Genomic DNA, 24,321 nt, shown 5'->3' on the forward strand with positions numbered 1-24,321 from the left:
CCTTCCAGTAGCCGTTATCACTAACGTTGGATAAGCGGTTGAACTTTGTTATCAATGGCCTCTCGCGCACGAAAGATACGTGATCGAACAGTGCCTACCGGGCAATCCATAATGACGGCGATCTCTTCATAACTCAGACCGTCCAGTTCCCTGAGGGTGATTGCCATACGCAAGTCCTCGGGTAGCGCCTCGATGGTACGAAAGACAATTTGTTTCAATTCGTCAGACAACATTAAGTTCTCAGGGTTCGAAATTTCTTTTAATGCACTCGCACTTTCGAAATTTTCCGCGTCAATCGCATCCACATCGCTGGATGGCGGACGACGCCCCTGAGCAACCAGGTAATTTTTCGCTGTGTTAACCGCAATGCGGTACAGCCAGGTATAAAACGCGCTATCGCCCCGGAAAGAGTCCAGTGCGCGATACGCTTTAATAAAGGATTCCTGTACTACGTCTGGCACGTCGCCCGAAGGAACATAGCGTGAAACCAAACTCGCCACTTTGTGCTGGTAACGAATCACCAGTAAGTTAAACGCTTTTTGATCTCCCTTCTGTACCCGCTCGACAAGGACCTGATCCGTTAACTGCTCGCTCATCCGAGGTAATGTCTCCCCAAATTCTAAATGCATAAAGTAACTGCCAGCACATCTCATCATTCTGAGCAAGCATGCGCTTAGAGTTGTGATGTGGTGCGAAGTTCACTTTTCGCCCTGATATTTACTGCTCCGATGGCCGTTACACGGGTTGTTCGTTTTCGTTCAGTGTAAGGAGCACAAATCGCTGGCAGAGTAACCTATGACAACAGCTTTTTCATCATTAAATCCGTCAGGTTTTATGCGTTTGCTATAAAAAACATGACGAAGAAGCGCACCATTTTAACTCATTGATCAGATTCGGATTCAGAAAGCCGTTCGCCAAAACACACCCTGCGCTGTTTAAAATACTTCACAGCAGACCCGTTCGGGCTTATGCTCAGGTCAGGTCCTGTTTAGTAAATTAAACATTATGATGAAAACAACCCCGGATTATCAGTGTGATGTTTTAATTGTCGGCAGCGGTGCTGCCGGATTGTCGCTGGCGTTACGGCTGGCAAAGCAGTATCAGGTGACCGTTCTCAGTAAAGCGCAGGTTAATGAAGGCTCGACGCTCTATGCACAGGGCGGCATTGCTGCGGTATTTGATGAGACAGACAGCATCGAGTCACACATCGAAGATACGCTTATTGCTGGCGCAGGCTTGTGCGACCGCGAGGCGGTCTCCTTTGTGGCCAGCAATGCGCGTCACTGCGTGCAGTGGCTGATCGACAATGGCGTAGCCTTTGACCTCGATCCCCAGGCCGCTGGCGATATGCGCTATCACCTGACGCGTGAAGGCGGCCATAGTCATCGCCGTATTCTGCACAGCGCGGACGCCACCGGCCACGCGGTGGAAACCACTCTGGTAAGCCAGGCGCTAAGCCATCCCAACATCCGGATTCTGGAGCGCACCAACGCGGTCGATCTGATCCTTTCAGATAAAAGCGGACTGCCTGGCCCCCGCCGGGTGATAGGGGCCTGGATCTGGAACCGGAATCGCGAGCAGGTTGAAACCTGTCAGGCGCGAGCCGTGGTGGTCGCCACCGGCGGCGCGGCCAAAGTCTATCAATACACCACCAACCCCGATATCGCCTCCGGTGACGGCATCGCGATGGCGTGGCGTGCGGGCTGCCGGGTCGCCAATCTGGAGTTTAATCAGTTTCATCCAACCTGCCTGTTTCATCCGCAGGCGCAGAATTTCCTGTTAACCGAAGCCCTGCGCGGCGAAGGGGCCTGGCTGCTGCGTCCCGACGGCAGCCGTTTTATGCCCGACTTCGATGAACGCGCAGAGCTGGCCCCGCGCGATATCGTCGCCCGGGCCATCGACCATGAGATGAAGCGGCTCGGCGTCGACTGTATGTATCTGGATATCAGCCACCAGCCCGAAGCCTTTGTGCGCGCCCACTTCCCGATGATCTACGAGAAGCTGCTGACCTTTGGCTTTGATCTCACCAAAGAGCCGATCCCGATTGTGCCCGCCGCGCACTACACCTGTGGCGGCGTGGTCGTCGACCAGCATGGACAGACCGACGTCAGCGGCCTGTTTGCCATCGGTGAAGTGAGCTACACCGGCCTGCACGGCGCAAACCGCATGGCGTCCAATTCGCTGCTGGAGTGTCTGGTCTACGGCTGGTCTGCCGCCGAAGAGCTGATGCGTACCCTGCCCGCCATTGAGGCCGTCACAGAGCTGCCCGCCTGGGATGAGAGCCAGGTGGATGATGCGGATGAGCGCGTGGTGATCCAGCACAACTGGCACGAGCTGCGGCTGTTCATGTGGGATTACGTCGGTATTGTCCGCACGACCCGGCGGCTTGAGCGGGCGTTACGCCGCATTAATCTGCTTCAGCATGAGATAGATGAATATTATCGTCATTTCCGCCTCTCCAATAATCTGCTGGAGCTGCGGAACCTGGTGCAGGTGGCGGAACTGATGGTGCGCTGTGCGCTGGCGCGGAAAGAGAGTCGCGGCCTGCACTTTATCCGCGACTATCCGGCACTGCTGCCGGAGGCGCTGCCGACCGTGCTGGCCCCTTCTGGCTACATAAAAAGGTAGAACGCCTGCGTCAGGCCGCACCACTCATCCGAATAGCGGGTGTCGGGCGCGCGGATAGCGAGGCGCTCCAGCAGCGTTTCTCCGGCCTGCGGCGAGAGCCCCAGCACGACGCGGTGTGGCGGACGATGAGCATACTCCGCCACGTCCAGCCGGAAGCGCAGATGCCAGCCATCGGCCTGCGCCAGCGTGATAAATGTCTGACCAATGTCCACGGGCAGCACCACGCAGAACATCCCCTCCTCTTCGATGAGTAACGCCGCACTGCGCAACAGCGTCTGATGGTCCAGCGAGGCCGTGGCGCGGGCGCTGTCGCGGGCCGCGCTGGCGCAGGCTACGCCCGGCGCAAAATAGGGAGGATTGCTGACAATCAGCGAATACCGTTTATCGCACGCTTCCGCCCAGCTGGCGATATCCTGCTGATGAACTGCGATACGCGCCGGCCAGGGTGACTGCTGGACATTCTCCTGCGCCTGCTGCGCGGCGTCGGCATCCAGCTCCACCGCATCGATGGCGACATTTGAGGGTGTGCGCTGCGCCAGCATCAGCGCGATCAGTCCGCTGCCGCTGCCGATATCAAGAATGCGCCTGACCCCGGCAACCGGCGCCCAGGCCCCCAGCAGAATGGCATCGGTGCCCACCTTCATCGCACAGCGGTCGTGTGCGACAAAAAATTGTTTAAAGGTAAATCCGTTATTGTTTAACTGTGGCCGTTTACGCGGCTTATCCTGCATCATTCGTCACTACCATCGATTTTTCCTGCCGTCCGGCAGCGCATGAGTGTAACGTGACAACAGCGTGATTTCACGTAACAGACAACGCCGGACACAGCCGGAACGGATTAACAGATGAAGATTCAGTCTGATCTGTCTATAATCAGCGCCCCAAACTGAGGTAGACCATGACAGTAACCACATTTTCCGAACTCGAACTTGACGAAAGCCTGCTACAAGCGTTGCAGGAAAAAGGCTTTACGCGCCCAACAGTGATCCAGGCTGCTGCAATTCCGCCCGCACTGGAGGGCCGCGACGTTCTGGGTTCGGCACCTACCGGGACCGGGAAAACGGCCGCGTATCTGTTACCGGCGCTGCAGCACCTGCTTGATTTTCCGCGCAAGAAATCCGGCCCGCCACGTATCCTGATCGTGACCCCGACCCGCGAACTGGCGATGCAGGTCGCCGACCATGCGCGTGAGCTGGCGAAACATACCCATCTGGATATCGCCACCATCACGGGCGGTGTGGCCTATATGAACCACGCTGAAGTGTTCAGCGAAAACCAGGACATCGTGGTCGCCACCACCGGCCGCCTGCTGCAGTACATCAAAGAAGAGAACTTCGACTGCCGCGCCGTCGAGACGCTGGTGCTGGATGAAGCGGACCGTATGCTTGATATGGGCTTTGCCCAGGATATCGAAACCATCGCGGCAGAAACCCGCTGGCGCAAACAGACGCTGCTCTTTTCCGCCACGCTGGAAGGCGACAACATCCGCGACTTCGCGGAGCGTCTGCTGAACGATCCGGTGGAGCTGGAGGCCGATCCAAGCCGCCGCGAACGTAAAAAGATCCAGCAGTGGTACTATCGCGCGGACGATCTGGATCACAAGACTAAATTACTGATCCACCTGCTGAAACAGCCGGATGTCACGCGCAGCATCGTCTTCGTGCGCAAGCGTGAACGTCTGCATGAGCTGGTGAGCTGGCTGCACGAAGCGGGGATTCGCACCAGCTATCTCGAAGGCGAAATGGTGCAGGCCAAACGTAACGAAGCGATTAAACGCCTGAGCGAAGGTCGCGTAAACGTGCTGGTGGCGACCGATGTTGCCGCACGCGGTATCGATGTTGAGGAGGTCAGCCACGTCTTCAACTATGACATGCCACGCACCGCCGATACCTATCTGCACCGCATTGGCCGTACCGGTCGCGCGGGCCGTAAAGGCATTGCCATTTCGCTGGTTGAGGCGCATGACTTCGTTCTGCTGGGCAAGATCACCCGTTACGTGAACGAGCCGATCAAAGCGCGTGTGATTGATGAGCTGCGCCCGGTCACGCGCGCACCGAGTCCTAAAACTACCGGAAAACCGTCGAAAAAGGTGCTGGCGAAGCGTGCCGAGAAGAAAGCAAGCGAAACGGAAAAACCGCGCGTGAAGAAACGTCATCGCGACGCGAAAAATGTCGGCAAACGCCGCAAGGCAAGCGGCAGTGCACCAGCGAACGAGAATGCGGAATAAATCGTCGCCGCAATAAAAAAATCGCCTCACAGGAGGCGATTTTTTTTATTTAACAGAGAGTAACAGCCCTTTCATCCCGTTTTTACGGTCAGCATACGCGCTTTAAAAGAGTGTTGGCCGGGCATCCAGAGTCAGATGCCCTATCCCCTTAATTTGTCTGCTAATAGTTGCTGTGTGCGCTTTGCGCTCTTTTTCAGCACCCGTAAACTCAGGCGCTTAAAGGCTTTCAGTAAAAGTACGGGTAATAACGTCGCGCTGCTGCTCTGGCGTCAGGGAGTTAAAACGCACCGCGTAGCCTGACACACGGATGGTCAACTGCGGATAGTTTTCCGGATGCTTAACGGCATCTTCCAGCGTTTCGCGGCGCAGAACGTTGACATTCAGATGCTGTCCGCCTTCCACACGCACCTGAGGCTTGATTTCAACCGGCACTTCACGGTAAGTAAATTCGCCCAGTTCACGGATGGCGACGACCTGATCTTCTTCATAGCCCGCTTTGGCACAGAGGCAGCGTGCTTCGCCTTTCTCTTCGTCCAGCAGCCAGAATGAGTTCAGTAATTCTGCATTGCTGCATTGAGTGATCTGGATTCCAGTGATCATAATTGCGTCTCCCGGGTAATACGTGAATAAATCAATTTTGAGGCCCCGGTATACCACCCTAAATTTATGGCAGCTTTGACCTGTATCAATATTAATCAGCCATAAAAGCGCCTTTCACGCTAACCCCTTGATCTCACAACGCCCTCACCTTCAACTTAATTTGTATTTTTTCAAATTATTTTACCTTCTGCTCTGTGTCCGGAACCGCTAAGATTACTGACATTAACGCGAAGGGAGTGAAATATGGCTGAGAAGCTGACCTGGCACGACGTGCTGGCCGAAGAGAAAGAGAAACCCTATTTTGTCGAGACGCTGAAACAGGTCGCCGATCGACGTGCGGCGGGCGTGACCGTCTATCCGCCCCAGAAAGATGTGTTCAACGCCTTTCGCCTGACGGAACTGGGAGACGTTAACGTGGTGATCCTGGGGCAGGATCCGTATCACGGCCCGCATCAGGCGCACGGCCTGGCCTTCTCGGTGCTGCCTGGCGTTCAGGTGCCGCCATCGCTGCAGAATATCTATAAAGAGCTGGTGCAGGATATCCCCGGCTTTGAGAAGCCTGATCACGGTTTTCTCGAAAGCTGGGCTAAACAGGGTGTGCTGCTGCTGAACACGGTGTTAACGGTTGAGGCGGGGAAAGCGCATTCTCATGCGAAATTCGGCTGGGAGACGTTTACGGACAACGTGATCGCGGCGATCAATCAGCACTGCGAAGGGGTGATTTTCCTGCTGTGGGGATCCCACGCGCAGAAGAAAGGCAGCATCATCGATCGCCAGCGCCATCATGTGTTGCACGCGCCGCATCCGTCGCCGCTCTCCGCGCATCGCGGCTTTTTCGGCAGCAGACACTTTTCCACCACCAATGAACTGCTGACTACGGCCGGTAAAAAGCCGGTGGACTGGACGCCGGTGTTACCGGCTTAACGCCAGAACGCACACGGCCGCGTCAGTGCGCGGCCGTGTCAGGGATTCCGGGATGAATCAGCCTTTGGCTTTGGCCACCGCCACCATCGCCGGACGCAGCAGGCGACCATTCAGCGTATAGCCACGCTGCATCACCAGCATGACATGGTTCGGCTCAAACTCTTCAGACTCCATCATCGACATCGCCTGATGCACTTCCGGGTTGAACGGCACGCCTGTCTCTCCGACCACTTCGACACCGAACTTACGCACGGCACCCAGCAGGCCTTTCAGGGTCAGTTCGATCCCTTCAATCATCGACGCCAGCTGTGGGTCTTCTTTGTTCGCGACTTCCAGCGCACGTTCCAGGCTGTCGATAACCGGCAGCAGTTCGTTGGCAAACTTTTCCAGCGCGAACTTGTGCGCCTTCTCAACGTCCATCTCAGTACGACGACGAATGTTCTCGATTTCAGCCTGCGCACGCAGCTGAGCATCGCGTACACCGGTCTGCGACTGCGCTAATTCAGCTTCGAGCTGAGCAATACGCTCATCACGCGGATCCACCTCTGTTGCTGTCTCCGCGTCCTGAGGTTGCTGCTGATCCTGCTGAATTTCGTCTGAGACTTGCTCGTTTGGGGTGTTCTGTTCTTTACTACTCATGAATTTCTCCGCGTTTTGCACATTCATTTCGCTGGTTGGCTTATTATGGGGATTGGTATGACGGATTCAAGGGAACCTATCACATTGCCTTGCCGTTTTGGCTTATAAGGAACACCGACCAGATGAACAAACACTTTAACTGCATTGGTATTGTGGGTCATCCGCGCCATCCCACCGCGTTAACCACGCATGAGATGCTCTGGCGCTGGCTGACGGCCAAAGGTTATCAAGTGATCGTTGAGAAGCAGATTGCGCAGGAGCTGTCGCTTCACGACGTAGAAACGGGCACGCTGGCGGAGATTGGTCAGCAGGCGGATTTAGCGGTCGTGGTCGGCGGTGACGGCAACATGCTGGGCGCGGCGCGCGTGCTGGCGCGTTATGACATCAAAGTGATCGGCATTAACCGCGGGAACCTGGGCTTTCTGACTGACCTGGACCCGGACAATGCGCAGCAGCAGCTGGATGAGGTGCTGCAGGGCAACTATTTCGTCGAGAGCCGCTTTCTGCTGGAAGCGCAGGTCTGTAAGTCGGACTGCTCGCCGCGCATCGGCTCCGCCATCAATGAGGTGGTGCTGCATCCCGGTAAAGTCGCGCACATGATCGAATTCGAAGTCTATATCGATGAAGTGTTCGCCTTCTCTCAGCGCTCCGACGGACTGATTATCTCCACGCCGACCGGCTCGACAGCCTACTCTCTCTCTGCGGGCGGGCCTATCCTGACACCTTCTCTGGAAGCTATCGTGCTGGTGCCGATGTTCCCGCATACGCTCTCGGCAAGACCGCTGGTGATCAATAGCAGCAGCACCATTCGCCTGCGCTTTTCTTCGCGCCGCAGCGACCTGGAAATCAGCTGCGACAGCCAGATCGCACTGCCGATCCAGGAAGGTGAGGATGTGCTTATCCGGCGCAGCGCCCATCATCTCAACCTGATTCACCCAAAAAATTACAGTTATTTCAATACGCTGAGCTCTAAACTGGGCTGGTCAAAAAAATTGTTCTGAAATCCGGCCTCCCCTCTTTACTGGATAAAAAACCAGTTTATACTGTATGAAAAACCATATATGTTTATTCGTACAGGTGAACCTATGCTGGCCCAACTGACCATCAGTAACTTTGCTATCGTTCGTGAGCTCGACATTGATTTCCAACGCGGTATGACAGCAATCACGGGTGAGACCGGTGCCGGTAAGTCCATTGCGATCGATGCGCTGGGGTTATGTCTGGGTGGTCGTGCCGATGCCGACATGGTGCGTCAGGGTGCCAGCCGGGCCGATCTCTGCGCCCGCTTCCAGCTTAAATCCTCCCCTTCTGCCCAGCGCTGGCTGACAGAAAACCATCTGGATGACGGCAACGAGTGTCTGCTGCGCCGCGTCATCAGTGCAGACGGTCGCTCCCGCGGCTTTATCAACGGCACGGCCGTGCCGCTTTCTCAGCTGCGCGATCTCGGCCAGTTACTGATTCAGATCCACGGTCAGCATGCCCATCAGCTTCTGCTTAAGCCCGATCACCAGAAACATCTGCTGGATGCCTATGCCGGTCACGACGATCTGCTGCAGCAGATGCGCGCCAGCTATCAGACCTGGCACCAGAGCTGTCGCACCCTGGCGCTGCATCAGCAGCAGGCGCAGGAGCGCGAAGCACGTCGCGAGCTGCTGCAGTATCAGCTGAAAGAGCTGAATGACTTTGCGCCGCAGCAGGGCGAATATGAGCAGATCGACGAAGAGTACAAGCGTCTGGCCAACAGCGGCCAGCTGCTCTCCACCAGTCAGCAGGCGCTGCAACTGTTAGCTGACAGCGATGACAACAACCTTCACAGTCTGCTCTACAGCGCGCGTGAGATGATCGCTGAACTCACCTCGCTGGATGAGAAGCTGAACGGCGTGCACAACCTGCTGGAAGAGGCGGCGATTCAGCTGAGCGAAGCCAGCGACGAGCTGCGCCACTACTGCGACAGCCTGGATCTGGATCCGAACCGCCTGTATGAACTGGAACAGCGTATCTCGCGTCAGATTGCCCTGGCGCGTAAGCATCACGTCACGCCGGAAGGTCTGCCTGAACTGCATCAGCAGCTGCTGGCAGAAGCCGAGCTGCTGTCACAGCATGAGAGCGACCAGGAGAGCCTGCAGTCGCTGGTTGGCGAGCACTATCAGGCCGCCCTGAAAAGCGCGGAGCAGCTGCATCAGCAGCGCGGTCACTACGCCGATGAACTGCAGCAGCTGATTACCCAGAGTATGCATCTGCTCTCTATGCCGCATGGCCAGTTCCGCATCGCGCTGGCCTTTAATCCGGACCAGCTTACCGCAGACGGTGCCACCCGCGTCGATTTCCAGGTGACAACCAACCCGGGCCAGCCTCTGCAGCCGCTGGGCAAAGTCGCCTCCGGTGGTGAGCTGTCCCGTATCGCGCTGGCGATTCAGGTGATCACCGCGAAGAAAATGGAAACCCCGGCGATGATTTTCGATGAAGTCGATGTCGGGATCAGCGGCCCGACCGCTGCGGTGGTCGGTAAACTGCTGCGTCAGCTGGGCGAGTCCACGCAGGTCATGTGTGTGACGCACCTGCCGCAGGTCGCGGGTTGTGGTCATCAGCACTTCTACGTGAGTAAAGAGACCGATGGCGCGATGACCGAAACCCACATGCAGCCGCTGGACAAGCGGGCGCGTCTGCAGGAACTGGCGCGACTGCTGGGCGGCAGCGAGGTCACCCGCAATACCCTGGCGAACGCAAAAGAACTTTTAGCCGCATAGCAGCGCACTTTTTTAACCCACCGTGGTCATATGCTTGCTCTGTAGAGGTTTCCAACAGCGAAAAGGTTTATTATCATCGGCACTTATGTCGCCAGAGTAATAAAGCCTGCCGCAGGCAGAGTTCAGATTTTGATGGCAAGAAACCGCCTGTTAAAGGCGTTTGGCCCCGGAAAAGGAATGTTTAGATGCGCTGTAAAACGCTGACTGCCGCGGCAGTGGTAATGTTAATGATGACCGCCGGATGTTCCACCTTAGAGCGCGTGGTCTATCGTCCTGATATCAACCAGGGCAACTACCTGGTTGCCAACGATGTGGCCAAGATCCATAACGGTATGACACAGCAGCAGGTGGCCTATACGCTGGGCACACCGATGATGAAAGATCCGTTCGGCAGCAACGTCTGGTATTACATTTTCCGTCAGGAGCCGGGTCATGAAGATGTGAAACAGCAGACGCTGACGCTGACCTTCGATGGCAACGGTGTACTGACCAACATCGATAACAAGCAGAATCTCTCCCAGAGCGGCAACTGATCGAACAGCAGACCGTCTGCATCCCGGAGAGTCTGCACGACAGACAGCAAAAAGGCGCACTGAGCGCCTTTTTTTATGGCCGTTATCCGCCAGCACTGGCGCGACATGGCCCTACTTTTTGCTTTCCGCCGCGCGCTCTGCGCGCTGACGCCGCAGCTCTTTAGGATCGGCAATCAGCGGACGATAAATCTCGATACGATCGCCCTCATTAATCACGTCATCCAGCTTCACCGGACGGCTGTAAACGCCCACTTTGTTGCTGCTGAGATCGATCTCCCGACGCAGCTCAAGTAATCCGGAGGCGTTGATGGCCTGTTCGACCGTGCTGCCCTGCTCCACCTTCACATAGAGTTGATACTGCTTATCGGGCAGCGCATAGACCACCTCGACGGTGATATCATCAGGCACGGTAGACCTCTTTGGCGCGCTGCGTGAACGCCTGCACCATGCTGTTGGCCAGCTCTTTGAAAATGCGTCCAAAGGCCATCTCAACCAGCATATTGGTGAATTCGAACTCCAGGCTGAGCTCAACCTTGCAGGCGTCATCGCCCAGCGAGACGAACTTCCAGCCGCCGGTCAGCTTGCGGAACGGCCCGTCAACCAGCTGCATATGAATGCTCTGGTTGTCGGTCAGGGTGTTGCGGGTGGTAAATGTTTTGCTGATGCCCGCTTTCGACACGTCCACCGACGCGGTCATCTCATTTTCAGACGCATCCAGTACGCGGCTACCGGTGCAGCCCGGCAGGAATTGCGGATAGGCATCCACATCATTTACAAGTTGGTACATCTGCCCGGCACTAAACGGGACCAGCGCCGAACGACTAATCTGAGCCATAATGGTTCCTGTTCATCACGAAACCGCTGAATAATAGCATTTTCAGCGATTAAACAAAAATGTCCCTGAGTAAGGGTGTGCTAGAATATCCCGTTTCCTGCCGCCCTGCTGGACTGGGGATGCGATAACCGACTAAGTGATGTAAAATACGCCGCACTATGACAAAGAAAAAAGCACACAAACCCGGTTCTGCCACTATTGCCATGAACAAACGCGCCCGTCACGAATACTTCATCGAAGAGGAGTATGAGGCGGGATTATCGTTACAAGGATGGGAAGTCAAATCGCTTCGTGCCGGTAAAGCCAACATCAGCGACAGCTATATTCTGCTGCGCGATGGGGAAGCCTTTCTGTTCGGTTCAACCTTTCAACCCTTAGCCGTTGCCTCCAGCCATGTGGTCTGTGACCCGACGCGCAGCCGTAAGCTGCTGCTGAAGCAACGTGAACTTGACTCCCTTTATGGCCGCGTCAATCGCGAAGGTTACACCATCGTGGCGCTGTCGCTGTACTGGAAGAACGCCTGGTGCAAACTGAAGATTGGTGTTGCACGCGGTAAGAAAGAGCACGACAAGCGTGACGACATCAAAGACCGCGAATGGAAGCTGGATAAAGCACGTATTATGAAGAATTCAGCGCGCTAACCACTGGATTTTAAGCTGTTTAGTTGCTAGTATTTGAAGTTCTGGGGCTGATTCTGGACTCGACGGGATTGTGAAGCCTTAGGAGCATGCCGAGGGGCGGTTTGCCTCGTAAAAAGCCGCAAAAAAATAGTCGCAAACGACGAAAACTACGCTTTAGCAGCTTAATAACCTGCTCTGAGCCCTCTCTCCCTAGCTTCCGCTCTTAAGACGGGGATCAAGAGAGGTCAAACCCAAAAGAGATCGCGTGGATGCCTTGCCTGGGGTTGAAGCGTTAAATCCAATCAGGATAGTCTGTTAGTGGCGTGTCTGTTCGCAGCTAACCGGCGAATGTAAAAACTGACTAAGCATGTAGTGCCGACGGTGTAGTAATTTCGGACGCGGGTTCAACTCCCGCCAGCTCCACCAAAATTCTTCAAAGATGGTTCCAGTGCCATCCGCAGAAGTCCTGAAAGCCCGCACGGCACAAGCCCTGCGGGCTTTTTTGTGTCCTCAATTTGTTTCGCGAAGTCTGAAGCCAACTAATTAAATCCGAACCTTTTAGGCACCTTGTTAGGCACCTCATAAAGCTTTATTGTTTTTGAGGTGCCTAAAACTATGGAAACCCGGTAATGGCAAGACAAACCAAACCTCTATCCGTTAAAGAAATCGAATCCGCCAAACCCAAAGAAGCAGACTACGTTCTCTAGGATGGTGATGGCCTTGAGCTACTCATCAAATCCAGCGGAAGTAAAATCTGGCAGTTTCGCTACATTCGCCCTGTCACTAAGAAACGTGCGAAGAAGAGCATAGGTCCCTACCCGTCAGTTACCCTTGCCGATGCCCGAAACTATCGGGCAGAGTCCCGCTCTCTTCTGGCGAAACAAATTGATCCCCAGGAACATCAGCAGGAACAACTGCGCAGTTCAATTGAAGCCAAAACCAATACTTTCCAGCTCGTAGCTGAACGTTGGTGGAATGTGAAGAAAGCAAGCGTGACAGCGGACTATGCAGAAGATATCTGGCGCTCTCTTGAGAGAGATGTCTTTCCTGCAATTGGGGACGTTAGCGTTACAGATATTAAAGCTCACACACTGGTTCAGGCCGTTCAACCTGTTCAGGCCAGAGGAGCACTGGAAACCGTTCGTCGACTGTGCCAACGCATTAATGAGGTCATGATCTATGCCCAAAACACAGGGCTGATTGATGCTGTTCCCAGCGTTAATATCGGTAAAGCCTTCGAGAAGCCTCAGAAAAAGAACATGCCCAGCATTCGACCGGACCAGCTACCTCAACTGATGCAAACAATGCGAACAGCCAGCATTAGCCTTTCCACACGCTGCCTGTTCATGTGGCAACTTCTTACTATTACCCGCCCTGCTGAAGCGGCTGAAGCTCGCTGGGAAGAGGTAGACATGGAAGCGCGAGAGTGGAAGATTCCTGCAGCACGCATGAAAATGAACCGCGACCATACTGTTCCATTGTCAGATGAAGCCATTGCTGTTCTGGAAATGATGAAACCGTTAAGTGGCAATCGGGAATTCATTTTCCCAAGTCGTTTGAAGCCTACTCAGTCAATGAATAGCCAAACGGTAAATGCTTCGCTTAAGAGAGCAGGATTCGGCGGTATCCTCGTGTCACATGGTCTGCGATCTATTGCAAGCACAGCTCTTAATGAGCAAGGCTTTCCACCCGATGTGATTGAGGCTGCGCTTGCCCATGTTGACAAGAATGAAGTACGTCGAGCCTATAACCGAAGCGATTACCTTGAGCAGCGCCGCCCGATGATGCAGTGGTGGGCTGATTTTGTAATGGCTGCGGATCGTGGAAATATGATTGGAGATGGTATTCGAGGTATAAGGCTCGTCGGATGACATAGTTACAAGCGCCAGCCATAGGCGCTTTATCTGTATTAGCTCAGACTTGACCTGACAGTTTTATTTGGCAGCAGACTATCAAATCTGACAGTCTGCTTTGAGCGAACAGCGGAAGTTCGCATATGGTTTTAGTCTGATAAAGGCATTAGTTAAAGGGTGGTGTGGTAGATACTTACCACCCGTAATAGCGTATCGTTTTCTTTTACAAGCCAAATAGCAGTGCCCTCAATCGCAGGAGTGATTATGAATGCTAGCGAGATTTTCGTTTCAGTCGATATTGAAACATCCGGCCCGGTCCCGGGATTATTTAGTCTGCTTTCCATTGGGGCTTGTCTGGTGCATGCGCCCGACGTGCGTTTTTATGCCGAGTTGAAGCCTGACTGCACTGGCTTTGATCCTGAGGCGCTGGCAGTGACGGGATTTAACCTTCAGGCACTGGCTACCACCGGCATAGCCCCCGCGGACGCCATGCTTCAGTTATCCACATGGCTCACAACCCACCTTCAACCGAGCCAGAAGCCGGTCTTTACGGGACTGAATGCCCCCTTTGACTGGTCATTCATCAATTACTACTTCCATAAATATACGGGGAACAACCCATTTGGCTTCAGTGCATTAGATATTAAAGCTTACTTTATGGGGGCAACAGGCTGTACGTGGTCTGAGACCAAATCATCAATGATGACACAGCGTTTATCTGCCAAAGGAAGACCCAGCCATAATGCTCTGGATGATGCATTATTTCAGGCAGAGCTTTTTGCGATGATGCAAAATAAAGGGTCTTGATGAATTGGGTCCGTTAAGGCCGCGACAAGGATGCTGTATACACTGCCTCCTGATACCTGCCCTCCCGAAATATCCAGGCTTTAATGCCTCTGCTCGATGGTGACGTGCCGACAATCACCGCCACGGGATGTGGAAGATCACGTGCATTTTGCCTCGCGAATCGCGCAAAACTGGCAATGTCAGTCCCTGAGATGTGAGGAACTGCCTGCGGATGCGTATGCCAGTATCCAACCAAGCGTAATCCCTTCCTGTTTGCGTTCTCGATTTCAGTGCGGCAGCGATCGTTGTTCAGTTCGAGCCACGTTCTGCCAGCGCGGTCCGCAGGATGTGGCGCTGAAGCATGACACAGTACAATGCCGCCGGGATCGGCGGGATCGACAAACAGCTGCCCGCCTCGCTCATTTTCTCCCTGTGACTGCCGGTAGTGACCGAACATCTCAGAGACCTGCTGCCCAACCTGCAGCTCCGCATTCATATCTGGCCAGGCCCAGCGCCATGCTATTTCATTCACGCGTTTTGCCCGGGTTTCGGCCAGTTACGTTCAAAAACACTCTGGACAACTCCTTCAGGAAGTACAGGTCCCGTATAGCGTCCCCCCAACACTCCGGCCTCATCAGGGCGATACACACTGGAATGCCATAGAGTGACATTCCCTACAGTCGTCAGGTAACGTATTGCGGCCTGAGTGACCATTGTTGCAACACCATTCATTCCCGCCGAGCCTCCCGGTATAAAACTTTCACCACAGGCAGGAAGAGGCACAACGCCCCCATCCGGCCAGTCGGTAAACCGGTGCCTGAAGTCACCTCTATCGCTAAAAAGATATCTTGCATCAAAGCGGCCTTCAGGTGCGATCAGTGCATGCCCGACAAGTGTATGCGGCTCACTCCAGGCCTGTATCAGCCCCCATTTCGCTCCGGAGGCTTTCTTTTCCCAGAGGGCAGACTCTGATTCCCAGTCCGCTGTCGTGATAATAACCAGATCAACATCCTCGAAAATATCGGGTTTTTGACCCATAACCCATTCGATGTATGTATCCAGCGCGGTGACATCAAGCACAGGCAGATCCTGAAGCAGTCGATGGCGCATGGCCTGAGACTTAAATTTGCCTAAATCCTCAGCACCCAGCATATGCCGCCCCAGATTGGGTGACTCCAGTCTGTCAGGATCGATAAGGGTCAGCCTGCCCAGACCGGCCTTAGCGAGTTTAATACTCACAGCAGATCCCAGCGACCCTACACCGACAAAGACAACATGCGAGTTCTCAAGTGTTTTTGCTGTGTTACTTCGATCCCGTGAAAAAAATGCTCCACGATCGATAATGTTCACACGCGATGACAGAATACTGGCCGGAGGTCCTTCTTTCTTTAACCCGGACTGACGGCGTGAGGATCTCAGGCCGTAAAAATGTGTACGGTCTGTTTCCTTCTTTCTGGTGCACAGGTTAACAGTAAATCTTGCCGCCCCGTCCCCACCCGGTAATGCCATGACAACCCATCGGGAAAGCAAAGCACTACTCTTTTCTGACCATTTAGACATCGCGGCCAGGGATTCTTCAGAAATATGGGGAGCAAGCCATTCGAGAAACGCGTGAGGTTCAGGCACCTTAATGCCAGGGAAAGACGTCAGTTTGACAAAGAAACCTGCTTCATGGGGGCTTCTTATCACAACCGAACGGCCAGTGGCACGTCTGAAATGCTGGCGGATAGCGTTCTTGTCAGACGAAACCCATACCGGGTTGAGGCCAGTATGACCGGTATACCTCGGATCGCTTACAACATACAAAACTGAATCCGATTCAGGCTCCCCCAAAAGAATCAGGTTACGTGCCGATCGTTTAAGCTGCCAGAGCCAGTAAGTGGAAATTTCATTCTGAAACTCCGTTTCCCGCCGTGCAGGATCTGCGTTTTCCAGAGAAAAAGACACAATGCTCGCAAAACGGGATAAGCTGTCCTGAACAATTTTCTCAGGCGAGCCCGTAACGGGCTTTTCCCTGAATCCATGGAGACACAACCCGGACGCCATGGCATGGGGCCAGACTAACCACGGTGAAGGTTCAACCTGAAGGCTAGGGGATTCAGACGGGAAATCGTTGGGAAAACCAATCCGTAGTCTTCGCTCAAGGCCGGTGTAATCAACGGGTAAAGGAAAATAAAAGGCGGCCGCCTCACCGACCCGCAGTTCAGCGGGCCTGAGAAGAGCCGAAGCATTGTCCGCGCCCAGACAGTCTTTAAGGGCGGAAATGCCGCGTTGTATCATCTCATCCTTCATATCAGCCGAGTCGCCCGACAGGTGCAACATTTGCCTGAGACTGGTTACTGCTGACTGAACTCCCGAACAGAGACCCCATTGCGACAGAGTTTCGTGTCACACCATCTTGCCGCCCGGGCATCGTCCAGTTTGCCGGAATGCTCTCGTTAACTTCGCGAACGAATGTCGGACCAATACCGAACTGCTCCTGGACCGCCTTCGCAAAGGTTTCTGTCGACGCGTGGCTGTCGAGCCCCAGCGTCAGCGCCGAACGGGCACTCGCATGCCATTTATTAAAGGCATCAACGTATTTATAACCTTCATCCGGACGATTCCATTTTTCCGCAAAATTCTCGCCGTTATCTTCAGGATTGCAGACGTAATACTCATTACTGTAACGATGAATATGGTCAGGCATCCTGTTCACGATTGCCAGGATAGCCTGAAGCGGGGTGAAGACGGTATATTCTGACTGCGCGACAACATCCAGATAAGCGTGAGTCGCAAGTGTGGTGATAACTGCCGAAATAGGCCGGTATCTTTCATTTTTCGTCCTGATCGCCCATTCATCCCTGTGCCTTTTCATCAGTTTAATGCTCGCACGTAACGGATCATCTTTTTGATATTCTTTATATTCAGGCAGCGGGGCTTGGGTCGCAGAGTCCATTACTGCATGACTTTTATTAAACTCAACAACATGTTCAAGCATAATGTCCTGCTTTGACGCATCATGCAGCCAGTCTGCATAAGGAATAGGACTGCTTGCCTTCCAGCCGTGCTCCCTGTCGGGTACTTCGAGCATGCCCAGTCCGTCGCTTTGCTCATTATGATGGCAGGGACGTGCAGGTGTGACATCAATGTGGAAACCCGGATTTTCATCGGCGTAAACAATCCTGACACCGCGACGAAGTTGTTGAATATCCTCTTGAACCCTACTGCCCTCCTGGAAACGACGTTCAATGACCTCTAATACAGTCCGGGCATCGATCCCTCTGGCATGGGGCAACCAGACAATCGCATCGGCATCAATTGTCCCGAGATCTGCTGGCGCCCCAGGCTCCGGGTTAATCGTTGTCTGAAGACGCATAGAACCCTGGGGAAAAATATGGGCATCCGCCAGCAGGGGATCATCGGCAGCAGAAAGAATTTTTTCCAGCTGAGAGTAACGAGCATCAATAACACTGTACTGAGCTGCTGATAATGAAATTTTTCGGGCTGCACGGAGAAGAAAATACTCCCAGCTGCGGTGTTTAGTCTGTTCGTTACTCATGGACGTTGCTCCTCTGTACATCCGATGCTAAGCATGGGGCGAAACTGGTTTGCGTTATTTTTGTCACGGTCAAAGATGATGTAGGGATGCTGATGCTGAGTCGTCAGCAAAGCCCCAAATTCAATGGCCAGCGCAGCAGGCACCGCGGCAAAAACATGAATGGCCTGGGTCGTGGTGGCTTCTAACTGACTGAGCAGCTTCTGCAGCTCATCTCTGAACGTATGGATGACCCTGCGGTTTGTCACCATGGCATAGCTGGGTTCAGGTACAGTGAATTCTACAATTCGGGCACCCGGCAGTGCGGCGGTAACATCGCCTCGCGGTACCGCTGCGGAAAGAGACAGCACCAGAGCAACTGGCACCTCACCTTGCGGAAGTTCAGAAGAGATAAATGCCGGCGGCAGGGCATCTGTATCCGGCCAGCGCAATATATGTTCCCTGTTAAATGAATACTGAAAGCGTTTATAGCGGTCGCCAATGGTCTGGCCGAGGAAAAACAACGCCGGAATATCCGCAAGCCCAACCATGGCCAGAGCCGGCTTATCGCCAAATTGCCCCCCGCGGCGGGCAAGCCCGGCCTCGAGTTTTTCAGTGATTAAATCCTTAATCGCCTGCCAGTAACCCGCATCCCTTCCCCGTGAACTGGGCTCAGGGAACACAACCGTAACCGGATGGCACTGTGCCGTAAGCCCTTCTGCAGACATGGCGGTAAGAAGGGCCTGCGCCGGAATTGCAACCAGAGTCTGATGATGCTGGCTTTGAACGATAACCGGTATGGCGCGTTCCTCCCCGGGCGTGGAAGCCGCTAAGCGAATTCTGGTCAGGCAGGCAGAGTGAAGTCCGCTAAGATCGTCTTCAGGATAATTATCGCCGTCACGATCAACCCGGTCATGGCATCCCGGACACAGTAGCATAAGATTCTCGCTGTCATTCGTCAGTGCCAGGGCCTCTTCTTCGCTGTGTGTGGCGTTTCCCCTGGGGCCTTTCGGGCTGGCAGGAAGAATATGGGCCACTTCTCCCCATTTCATCGGCGTACCGATACGAAAATCATGGGTCAGATCGGTTCCGCAGAGTTCACAATGACCCGCTGCACGGATCCAGACCAGAATTTTCACTTCAGGGCTAGTGTTAAAACGCCCACTCGAATCATCCGCCTTTTTTTTCGCATTCACGTAAGGGTACTCCTGAAAAGGAAAAACCATTAGCACGGGAAATACTGAAATAAGTACTGTTCATCTTTTTTCAATACGCAACCGCGAAAAATATAACTCGCGAAACAAAATACGGAGCGGACCGCCTATAGCGCTGCCAGGTTTTCATTGAGCGATATGCGGACATTATTAACAGCATTCTGTGTGAAACGGGGAGCAAGTCACCGCTTTCCAACCCGTTATTTCAGCGTGCCGAACTGTTTGTTCTTCAGTGCATATAGTCGGTCGAACTCAGCATAGGGCTCCCCCGTTTCAGCGGCGTGCCGGGTTTTAGCGTCCAGAAGGTCGGGCAAAGGGATCCCATGACTCAGTGAGTGGTAAAGATCATAACCACTGACACAGATAACCCGCTTCCCTTTACCAAAAGCCGTCAGACCTTCAGGCGTAAATCCCATCCAACTGATAAAAACGCCGCGTGTCCAGGTTGCCTTGGTACTGAGCTTTCCTTCAAATACATGGAGATCGGCAGCCGACGTTCTTTTCTGATGCCATTTTGCCTCCATCAGGTAAAATTCATCATTCAGTCGGAAACTTCCGTCAATCTGTTCGCCTGTATTTCGGAAAGACGAACGGGGAGCAAGCTTAAAGATACTGAACAGTTCAGCAAGCCAAGTTTCAAACCGAAAACCACGTAGTTGTGGCGGCAGAGATTTCATCTCGTTCATTTCAGCGATAAGTGAAGGCCAGTCAACACCATGCCATGCCTGGACAGGCTTTACGCCTTTGGCTTCATTGGTGTCAGCGTTTTCTAAGCGGGAAATCAGTGCAAGATAGTCATTACGGCTTTGTTCAGCCTGTTTAGGCATGGATTCTGTTTTATACTGCCAGAGAGCGCCAAGAACCCGCAGAGCGGTCTCACGATCAGTCTGTTTCAGCAAGCATCTAACTCGTTTGGCTTTTGATGTCCCCTCTTCCTGATAACGTTTATCATCAATATCAATGTTTAGTTCGTCATCAAAAAAAGCAGACAAGGTGCGGTTAGAGAAATCAAGTATCCAGCCAGGATCGCTCTCAAACACGAGATTAAACAGCCTCAAATCCTGCATTTTCAGTTTCACACCTACCTCCTTTTTTTCACAGTATAACGGGATGAAAGTGGAGGAGGAAATGAGTCAGCACCTGTACACCAGCATTAGCGTGTTCCGCTATTGGCACTGAGCAGACTGTCAGTTTAGGTTAAGCCCTGTGCAGCAACAGTGCCAGTCAATCAAGTTTGAGCTAATACACTTTATCTAAATTACAAAGCAGAGCTTCAGCTACGAGGTGATTATTTTTTTTCTGTGTACATTAGAATCAAATGCTAGTCTGACACTCTCAACGTTTCGTGACCAATTTTTTAGAATAGTATCCGCTAATGCATCTTGGCTTGCGTTTGCTAATCGGTATTTTTTACTTTGATTGTTAATCACAAAATCTGATTCTTCAACATATTCCCATAAGGGGTTAATAAGGTCATTCACTGCCGCAGCTTTACTTTTCCAACCACCTTGTGGTGCAAGTTCATTTATAAGGTCTACTAATTTCCTCTGAATAACAATGTATACCTCTGTTTTCTTCTCGCCCCCCTTCTTTCCAGCCTTAACTCTAACGCCTGATAGTTCTGATTGTTTATCAATGTAAACCTTGAACCAAACCATTCCGATACACTTATCAAATAGACTAAAAGAGGTATTTAATGCCCTTAGCGCGATGCATTCATTTTCCGATGCTACCGACTGCCCCCATTGATACAACATTGAAGCATTAAAAAGATGCGCAAAAAATATGTCATCAATTCTGATGGGCTCGATAATTAATGGAAAAAAGTCTCCCGATAAATACGACTCTGTAAGTCTCGCCAGCACTCCTGTACAGGATCATATAATTCTGTGTACTCCTCTTTGAGCTGTAACATCCCATTAACAGTGTGACTTTGATAATCCCGAAGATGAGGTTCTGAGTACAACCTTACACGCGTACCCACTTTTGCAGATTTCCAGTACTGTTCTCTCATTCTGGCTAGTTCTTCTTGCATTACCGAGTAACTTTCATCAAGTATTTCAGCATATCTCTCCCACTTGCAGTGTGACATCTCCTCAGAGACTTCCTTTCTTTTCTGGCTAATTTCTTCACAAATTTCAGATACAGAAAACATTAATCCACCATATATCAACAAGTTAACTTTTGTAAAAATGTCTTTTTGCTACCCGGATTTTTTGCAAAATCCTTTGATCATACTCTTACACAACCAAACTGAACTAATGCAAGGTAACTTAACATGAACACATCCAACGTCAGAATCCTTCGTTTAACCGACGTCGTCAGCAAAATGGGCATAAGCCGCTCCACCATCTATGATTGGCTCAATCCAAAATCTTCGCGCTACGATGCATCTTTTCCCAAACAGCGTCGACTGGGTAAGCAATCTATCGGCTGGCTGGAAGCTGAGTTAGACGAGTGGCTTTTACTACGTAGTCAAGTGGGTTATTGAGTCTTAATGAATTGCAAGTAAAGGCCATTAACTCAGCCATAAAAACAGAATAAGGCATTGAAATTTCGATACGAGATTGCGGAGGCATCATTCGATTGAGGCGATTAAACCTTAATAAAATCAACTTGCAAACCAATTGAATAGAGGTTCAAAAATACATTATTGACACTTTTTACAAGTATCAAATCAACAAGAAAAGGACAATTGGCAGAAACATCAAGATCAAACATTTTTTTGTCTTAGACAGATAACACTGTGAGGATGCCAATTGTCATCAAATGCTTTTTTGCGCCCTCAAAGTCAGAGACGTCTGACGTGTCAAAAAATAATTAATGATACCGGATTCTAATCAATGAAATTTTTTGCTTACTTCGCTTGTGTTGACTCTGCTGGAGCAAAAGGAGTTAGAGAGCATACTGTTTTTCGAGAAATATGCGTTTTTTTTCCATGTAGACTCAGAGAATATTGTTATTGAAATTATTGACATTAAACGACCATTTTCAGAACAACGGCTTTTAAAGGAGCTCATTAATACAAAAATGAACCGTGGTGACACCATTGTGATTACTGATTTAAGCTGTCTGGGAAGAAATGTTGAGGACATAGAGGAGGCTTTATTTTTATTTTTTCAAAAGGAGATAAATGTCTACTGTTACCATCCTCGCACTAGAATTGAGCCAGCAATTGAATGCTGCATGTCATTTCTGATAACAGTCCAAAAAAAGTCGACATTCATAATCTTAAGTCAACAAGGAGTCGGCATCGGACAATGAAAAAAGCGTCAGGAAGAAAAAAGGGAAGTAAACATAAGATGGAAATATTAAAACTTAAGCTAAAAGGACATACACAGATACAAACAGCTAAAATTCTAGGAATCAGTATTTCAACAGTCAAACGCCACTGGAAAAACACATTTATTACTTAGCAAAAACAAGCTAATTAGAGAGTAACTTTAATACAGCCATCACAGGCCAGGACTGTCTTTGTCTAAAATTTAGATGTTGGAAAGGTATTATAATGGCAATCTACTCTTAGTCCCGACTAATAGTCATCTAAGAGCAGTATTATTAATCAGGTAATTATCAGATCACAACAATATGGAGATACAATGCTCTGATGCCTGAATATACCTGAATCAAAGACAATATACAGTCTTGTCTGTGTGGCAATCATCAATACGGTATTTAAAGACCGTAGGGCCAGCCACATAGGAATACTGATATGAATTATGTTGAACTTTACCGATCAATAATCAATCAATCATTGAATTTGATTACGAACAGGCACTAAAGAGTTGTTGCGTTCAGAGTTGATACTCATTTTCCGGGGATAGTTGACAACGGTGATAACATTTGCTGCTTTCATAGCCTGGAACCTGGTGAAATTAGCCGTATGTGCAAATCAATGGAGGCTAAGCTCATAGCCGATATTCAGAGAAAAGAGCGAGAAGGGAAACGTGTATACCGAGGAACAGTAATTATTATATGGGCGAGAGAATTTTCATTATCGGGTAAATGCCATTACCACCTTTGCCTGCTGTTTAACAAAGATGCCTATTACCATCTCGGGGATTATGAGAAAGAAAATACGCTAAGAGCAATGATCACCGGATCTTGGTATAGCGCGTTGGGCCTACATCTGGACGATTATCGAGGCTTGGTGCATTTTCCAGAGAACTGCCGTTATGTACTAAACTCTAACCATCCAGACTTCCAATGCCACTATCAGGAGCTGCTGAACCGCCTTGATTATCTCGCCAAAATAGAGACCAAGATCTTTGGTGAAGGATATCGTAATTTCGGTTCTTACCAAATCGACCTTTAATTTCAATGTGGCCTTCCTGTTTAGGGAAGGCCTTTTTCACATCAGGGATAAGTGATGTGCCCTACAATCGCGCAGATGAGTCGATAATCGCTAACGTAGAAGATCTCCGGATCTTCCGAATTTTATTCGCCGATAGAGAAGACCTAAGCTTTATCTTTCTGGCCTTTTCCATTGTCCTCTACTCACGTAATGGCCAGATCAGCATTGTCCACCAGGTCGGATGACGGACATACAATTGACATCAAAACATTCGGTACTGGTACCAGGCAGGCAAGCAATAAAACGGTAGAGCATGTCCCTGTCCTGCGCAAAAACCGTCATCCATACGCTCCAGAATCCATGACCTGTAGCCGTTTCAACGATTTGCTCACGCATATCGGGAGTATCGCCCGCCACCAGCCTTTGCCTTGCACGTTCCGCTATATCCCAGACTTCTTTTCTGTTCAACCAACGCCTGTCTGAAGCGTCATCTTCATCAAGCTGTTTATCCAGCCCGACCAGCTTAATCATGTTGAGTGCCTTGGGACTTAGCGCCGACTGGGCCGGGCGAACGATCCCCCCTTCAGCATATACAAACGCTGAAAAAGTATTATCGCTGTCAGGCCACAGGTAATCAGCGATAATCACATCCGTATCGCCTTTAGTTGAATTACAGTTAACACAGGCGAGCAGAAAATTATCCCATGATAAAGCGCGGATCTGATTGACCTGCGTCGCGCCGGGGGGCTTTTTTGGTTTAACATGTTCAACGGCAAGCCCTGAGGGCAGACGCGCTTCGCAGTACGAGCAATATTGCCCCATGCGATCAATCAGGGCTTTGCGCGCATTTTTATATTCTGTATACACAACAATTGTTCCATCGTCCTTCGTAGGGCATGCTCCT

Annotated in this window: 24 protein-coding genes, 1 other RNA gene and 2 pseudogenes; 14 read left to right on the forward strand and 13 right to left on the reverse strand. The window is 51.5% G+C overall.

The window, feature by feature from the left end; all coding sequences use genetic code 11:
• Positions 1–20 precede the first annotated feature (20 nt).
• Complete coding sequence (rpoE, locus tag ACNY69_RS07130; RefSeq protein ID WP_111139166.1) at positions 21–596, reverse strand: RNA polymerase sigma factor RpoE; 576 nt, start codon at positions 594–596, stop codon at positions 21–23.
• Positions 597–1,008: 412 nt separating this feature from the next.
• Between rpoE and nadB the strand changes: the two genes are divergently transcribed.
• Positions 1,009–2,628, forward strand: coding sequence for an L-aspartate oxidase (nadB, locus tag ACNY69_RS07135; protein WP_418797792.1), 1,620 nt, complete (start codon positions 1,009–1,011; stop codon positions 2,626–2,628).
• Here the strand turns inward: nadB and trmN are convergent.
• Positions 2,613–3,362 (reverse strand): tRNA(1)(Val) (adenine(37)-N(6))-methyltransferase TrmN, encoded by a 750-nt coding sequence (gene trmN, locus ACNY69_RS07140; RefSeq protein ID WP_111142292.1) that lies wholly within the window; start codon positions 3,360–3,362, stop codon positions 2,613–2,615. The two genes, nadB and trmN, sit on opposite strands and share 16 nt — an antisense overlap.
• A 164-nt stretch (positions 3,363–3,526) precedes the next feature.
• Between trmN and srmB the strand changes: the two genes are divergently transcribed.
• Entirely contained in the window at positions 3,527–4,855 is a 1,329-nt protein-coding gene (gene srmB / locus ACNY69_RS07145) for an ATP-dependent RNA helicase SrmB (RefSeq protein WP_111140607.1), read from the forward strand.
• A 216-nt stretch (positions 4,856–5,071) separates the two neighbouring features.
• Here srmB and grcA read toward each other — a convergent pair whose 3' ends face one another.
• A complete protein-coding gene (grcA, locus tag ACNY69_RS07150) occupies positions 5,072–5,455 on the reverse strand; it encodes an autonomous glycyl radical cofactor GrcA (protein WP_111140608.1) in 384 nt (127 codons plus the stop codon).
• A gap of 243 nt (positions 5,456–5,698) precedes the next feature.
• On the opposite strand from grcA, the gene ung reads away from it, so the two are divergent.
• Positions 5,699–6,379 carry a uracil-DNA glycosylase gene (ung, locus tag ACNY69_RS07155; RefSeq protein ID WP_418797714.1) on the forward strand — a complete coding sequence of 227 codons (681 nt, stop codon included), beginning with the start codon at positions 5,699–5,701 and terminating at the stop codon, positions 6,377–6,379.
• Positions 6,380–6,436: 57 nt separating this feature from the next.
• On the opposite strand, the gene grpE is transcribed toward ung, so the two are convergent.
• Positions 6,437–7,018 carry a nucleotide exchange factor GrpE gene (gene grpE / locus ACNY69_RS07160; protein ID WP_288476905.1) on the reverse strand — a complete coding sequence of 194 codons (582 nt, stop codon included), beginning with the start codon at positions 7,016–7,018 and terminating at the stop codon, positions 6,437–6,439.
• A 122-nt stretch (positions 7,019–7,140) separates the two neighbouring features.
• On the opposite strand from grpE, the gene nadK reads away from it, so the two are divergent.
• The 3 genes from nadK to bamE all read left to right on the forward strand — a co-directional run bounded on the left by nadK (position 7,141) and on the right by bamE (position 10,298).
• Positions 7,141–8,019: an NAD(+) kinase gene (gene nadK / locus ACNY69_RS07165; protein WP_313655405.1), complete on the forward strand. Its 879-nt coding sequence runs from the start codon at positions 7,141–7,143 to the stop codon at positions 8,017–8,019.
• 84 nt (positions 8,020–8,103) lie between these two features.
• Positions 8,104–9,765: a DNA repair protein RecN gene (recN, locus tag ACNY69_RS07170; RefSeq protein WP_293772992.1), complete on the forward strand. Its 1,662-nt coding sequence runs from the start codon at positions 8,104–8,106 to the stop codon at positions 9,763–9,765.
• Between the two features lie 185 nt (positions 9,766–9,950).
• Positions 9,951–10,298 (forward strand): outer membrane protein assembly factor BamE, encoded by a 348-nt coding sequence (gene bamE / locus ACNY69_RS07175; RefSeq protein WP_111140612.1) that lies wholly within the window; start codon positions 9,951–9,953, stop codon positions 10,296–10,298.
• Between the two features lie 111 nt (positions 10,299–10,409).
• Here bamE and ACNY69_RS07180 read toward each other — a convergent pair whose 3' ends face one another.
• Positions 10,410–10,706 (reverse strand): RnfH family protein, encoded by a 297-nt coding sequence (locus ACNY69_RS07180; RefSeq protein WP_418797717.1) that lies wholly within the window; start codon positions 10,704–10,706, stop codon positions 10,410–10,412.
• Positions 10,699–11,133 (reverse strand): type II toxin-antitoxin system RatA family toxin, encoded by a 435-nt coding sequence (locus ACNY69_RS07185; protein WP_111140614.1) that lies wholly within the window; start codon positions 11,131–11,133, stop codon positions 10,699–10,701. The genes ACNY69_RS07180 and ACNY69_RS07185 overlap by 8 nt, the downstream gene beginning before the upstream one ends.
• A gap of 158 nt (positions 11,134–11,291) precedes the next feature.
• Here ACNY69_RS07185 and smpB point away from each other — a divergent pair, with 158 nt between their 5' ends.
• The 4 genes and pseudogenes from smpB to ACNY69_RS07205 all read left to right on the forward strand — a co-directional run bounded on the left by smpB (position 11,292) and on the right by ACNY69_RS07205 (position 14,413).
• Positions 11,292–11,774 carry an SsrA-binding protein SmpB gene (smpB, locus tag ACNY69_RS07190; protein WP_111140615.1) on the forward strand — a complete coding sequence of 161 codons (483 nt, stop codon included), beginning with the start codon at positions 11,292–11,294 and terminating at the stop codon, positions 11,772–11,774.
• A gap of 43 nt (positions 11,775–11,817) precedes the next feature.
• Positions 11,818–12,179, forward strand: a transfer-messenger RNA (tmRNA) gene (ssrA, locus tag ACNY69_RS07195).
• 203 nt (positions 12,180–12,382) lie between these two features.
• Positions 12,383–13,624, forward strand: a pseudogene (locus ACNY69_RS07200) (integrase).
• A gap of 246 nt (positions 13,625–13,870) precedes the next feature.
• Entirely contained in the window at positions 13,871–14,413 is a 543-nt protein-coding gene (locus tag ACNY69_RS07205; protein ID WP_038869357.1) for a 3'-5' exonuclease, read from the forward strand.
• Between the two features lie 13 nt (positions 14,414–14,426).
• On the opposite strand, the gene ACNY69_RS07210 is transcribed toward ACNY69_RS07205, so the two are convergent.
• The 6 genes from ACNY69_RS07210 to ACNY69_RS07235 all read right to left on the reverse strand — a co-directional run bounded on the left by ACNY69_RS07210 (position 14,427) and on the right by ACNY69_RS07235 (position 20,988).
• Positions 14,427–14,888 (reverse strand): Mov34/MPN/PAD-1 family protein, encoded by a 462-nt coding sequence (locus ACNY69_RS07210; RefSeq protein ID WP_418797793.1) that lies wholly within the window; start codon positions 14,886–14,888, stop codon positions 14,427–14,429.
• Positions 14,889–14,920: 32 nt separating this feature from the next.
• Positions 14,921–16,684 (reverse strand): HesA/MoeB/ThiF family protein, encoded by a 1,764-nt coding sequence (locus ACNY69_RS07215; RefSeq protein WP_418797719.1) that lies wholly within the window; start codon positions 16,682–16,684, stop codon positions 14,921–14,923.
• Position 16,685: 1 nt separating this feature from the next.
• Positions 16,686–17,933 carry a nucleotidyltransferase domain-containing protein gene (locus ACNY69_RS07220; RefSeq protein WP_418797721.1) on the reverse strand — a complete coding sequence of 416 codons (1,248 nt, stop codon included), beginning with the start codon at positions 17,931–17,933 and terminating at the stop codon, positions 16,686–16,688.
• Positions 17,930–19,105 carry an HNH endonuclease gene (locus ACNY69_RS07225; protein ID WP_418797723.1) on the reverse strand — a complete coding sequence of 392 codons (1,176 nt, stop codon included), beginning with the start codon at positions 19,103–19,105 and terminating at the stop codon, positions 17,930–17,932. The genes ACNY69_RS07220 and ACNY69_RS07225 overlap by 4 nt, the downstream gene beginning before the upstream one ends.
• A gap of 218 nt (positions 19,106–19,323) precedes the next feature.
• The gene (locus ACNY69_RS07230; RefSeq protein WP_418797725.1) at positions 19,324–20,202 is read right to left on the reverse strand and encodes a restriction endonuclease; all 879 of its coding nucleotides are present in this window, start codon (positions 20,200–20,202) and stop codon (positions 19,324–19,326) included.
• A 198-nt stretch (positions 20,203–20,400) separates the two neighbouring features.
• The gene (locus tag ACNY69_RS07235) at positions 20,401–20,988 is read right to left on the reverse strand and encodes a hypothetical protein (RefSeq protein WP_418797727.1); all 588 of its coding nucleotides are present in this window, start codon (positions 20,986–20,988) and stop codon (positions 20,401–20,403) included.
• A 413-nt stretch (positions 20,989–21,401) separates the two neighbouring features.
• Here ACNY69_RS07235 and ACNY69_RS07240 point away from each other — a divergent pair, with 413 nt between their 5' ends.
• The 4 genes and pseudogenes from ACNY69_RS07240 to ACNY69_RS07250 all read left to right on the forward strand — a co-directional run bounded on the left by ACNY69_RS07240 (position 21,402) and on the right by ACNY69_RS07250 (position 23,438).
• Positions 21,402–21,614, forward strand: a complete 213-nt coding sequence (locus ACNY69_RS07240; RefSeq protein ID WP_071602232.1) for an AlpA family phage regulatory protein — start codon at positions 21,402–21,404, stop codon at positions 21,612–21,614.
• Positions 21,615–21,991: 377 nt separating this feature from the next.
• Positions 21,992–22,387: a recombinase family protein gene (locus ACNY69_RS21670; RefSeq protein WP_472826215.1), complete on the forward strand. Its 396-nt coding sequence runs from the start codon at positions 21,992–21,994 to the stop codon at positions 22,385–22,387.
• A gap of 38 nt (positions 22,388–22,425) precedes the next feature.
• The gene (locus ACNY69_RS07245; protein ID WP_233596478.1) at positions 22,426–22,539 is read left to right on the forward strand and encodes a helix-turn-helix transcriptional regulator; all 114 of its coding nucleotides are present in this window, start codon (positions 22,426–22,428) and stop codon (positions 22,537–22,539) included.
• Between the two features lie 296 nt (positions 22,540–22,835).
• Positions 22,836–23,438: pseudogene (locus tag ACNY69_RS07250) on the forward strand (inovirus Gp2 family protein).
• A 198-nt stretch (positions 23,439–23,636) separates the two neighbouring features.
• Here the strand turns inward: ACNY69_RS07250 and ACNY69_RS07255 are convergent.
• Positions 23,637–24,284, reverse strand: coding sequence for an HNH endonuclease (locus ACNY69_RS07255; RefSeq protein WP_418797729.1), 648 nt, complete (start codon positions 24,282–24,284; stop codon positions 23,637–23,639).
• Between the last annotated feature and the right edge of the window lie 37 nt (positions 24,285–24,321).

Origin of the sequence: Pantoea graminicola (assembly GCF_048452665.1) — a bacterium.
Taxonomy (GTDB): Bacteria; Pseudomonadota; Gammaproteobacteria; order Enterobacterales; family Enterobacteriaceae; genus Pantoea.

Excerpts from the sequence above, each read along its gene's own strand:
- rpoE (WP_111139166.1), bottom strand. The coding sequence starts at position 596 with ATGAGCGAGCAGTTAACGGATCAGGTCCTTGTCGAGCGGGTACAGAAG.
- nadB (WP_418797792.1), top strand. The coding sequence starts at position 1,009 with ATGAAAACAACCCCGGATTATCAGTGTGATGTTTTAATTGTCGGCAGC.
- trmN (WP_111142292.1), bottom strand. The coding sequence starts at position 3,362 with ATGATGCAGGATAAGCCGCGTAAACGGCCACAGTTAAACAATAACGGA.
- srmB (WP_111140607.1), top strand. The coding sequence starts at position 3,527 with ATGACAGTAACCACATTTTCCGAACTCGAACTTGACGAAAGCCTGCTA.
- grcA (WP_111140608.1), bottom strand. The coding sequence starts at position 5,455 with ATGATCACTGGAATCCAGATCACTCAATGCAGCAATGCAGAATTACTG.
- ung (WP_418797714.1), top strand. The coding sequence starts at position 5,699 with ATGGCTGAGAAGCTGACCTGGCACGACGTGCTGGCCGAAGAGAAAGAG.
- grpE (WP_288476905.1), bottom strand. The coding sequence starts at position 7,018 with ATGAGTAGTAAAGAACAGAACACCCCAAACGAGCAAGTCTCAGACGAA.
- nadK (WP_313655405.1), top strand. The coding sequence starts at position 7,141 with ATGAACAAACACTTTAACTGCATTGGTATTGTGGGTCATCCGCGCCAT.
- recN (WP_293772992.1), top strand. The coding sequence starts at position 8,104 with ATGCTGGCCCAACTGACCATCAGTAACTTTGCTATCGTTCGTGAGCTC.
- bamE (WP_111140612.1), top strand. The coding sequence starts at position 9,951 with ATGCGCTGTAAAACGCTGACTGCCGCGGCAGTGGTAATGTTAATGATG.
- ACNY69_RS07185 (WP_111140614.1), bottom strand. The coding sequence starts at position 11,133 with ATGGCTCAGATTAGTCGTTCGGCGCTGGTCCCGTTTAGTGCCGGGCAG.
- smpB (WP_111140615.1), top strand. The coding sequence starts at position 11,292 with ATGACAAAGAAAAAAGCACACAAACCCGGTTCTGCCACTATTGCCATG.
- ACNY69_RS07205 (WP_038869357.1), top strand. The coding sequence starts at position 13,871 with ATGAATGCTAGCGAGATTTTCGTTTCAGTCGATATTGAAACATCCGGC.
- ACNY69_RS07210 (WP_418797793.1), bottom strand. The coding sequence starts at position 14,888 with ATGAATGCGGAGCTGCAGGTTGGGCAGCAGGTCTCTGAGATGTTCGGT.
- ACNY69_RS07215 (WP_418797719.1), bottom strand. The coding sequence starts at position 16,684 with ATGAAGGATGAGATGATACAACGCGGCATTTCCGCCCTTAAAGACTGT.
- ACNY69_RS07220 (WP_418797721.1), bottom strand. The coding sequence starts at position 17,933 with ATGAGTAACGAACAGACTAAACACCGCAGCTGGGAGTATTTTCTTCTC.
- ACNY69_RS07240 (WP_071602232.1), top strand. The coding sequence starts at position 21,402 with ATGAACACATCCAACGTCAGAATCCTTCGTTTAACCGACGTCGTCAGC.
- ACNY69_RS07245 (WP_233596478.1), top strand. The coding sequence starts at position 22,426 with ATGGAAATATTAAAACTTAAGCTAAAAGGACATACACAGATACAAACA.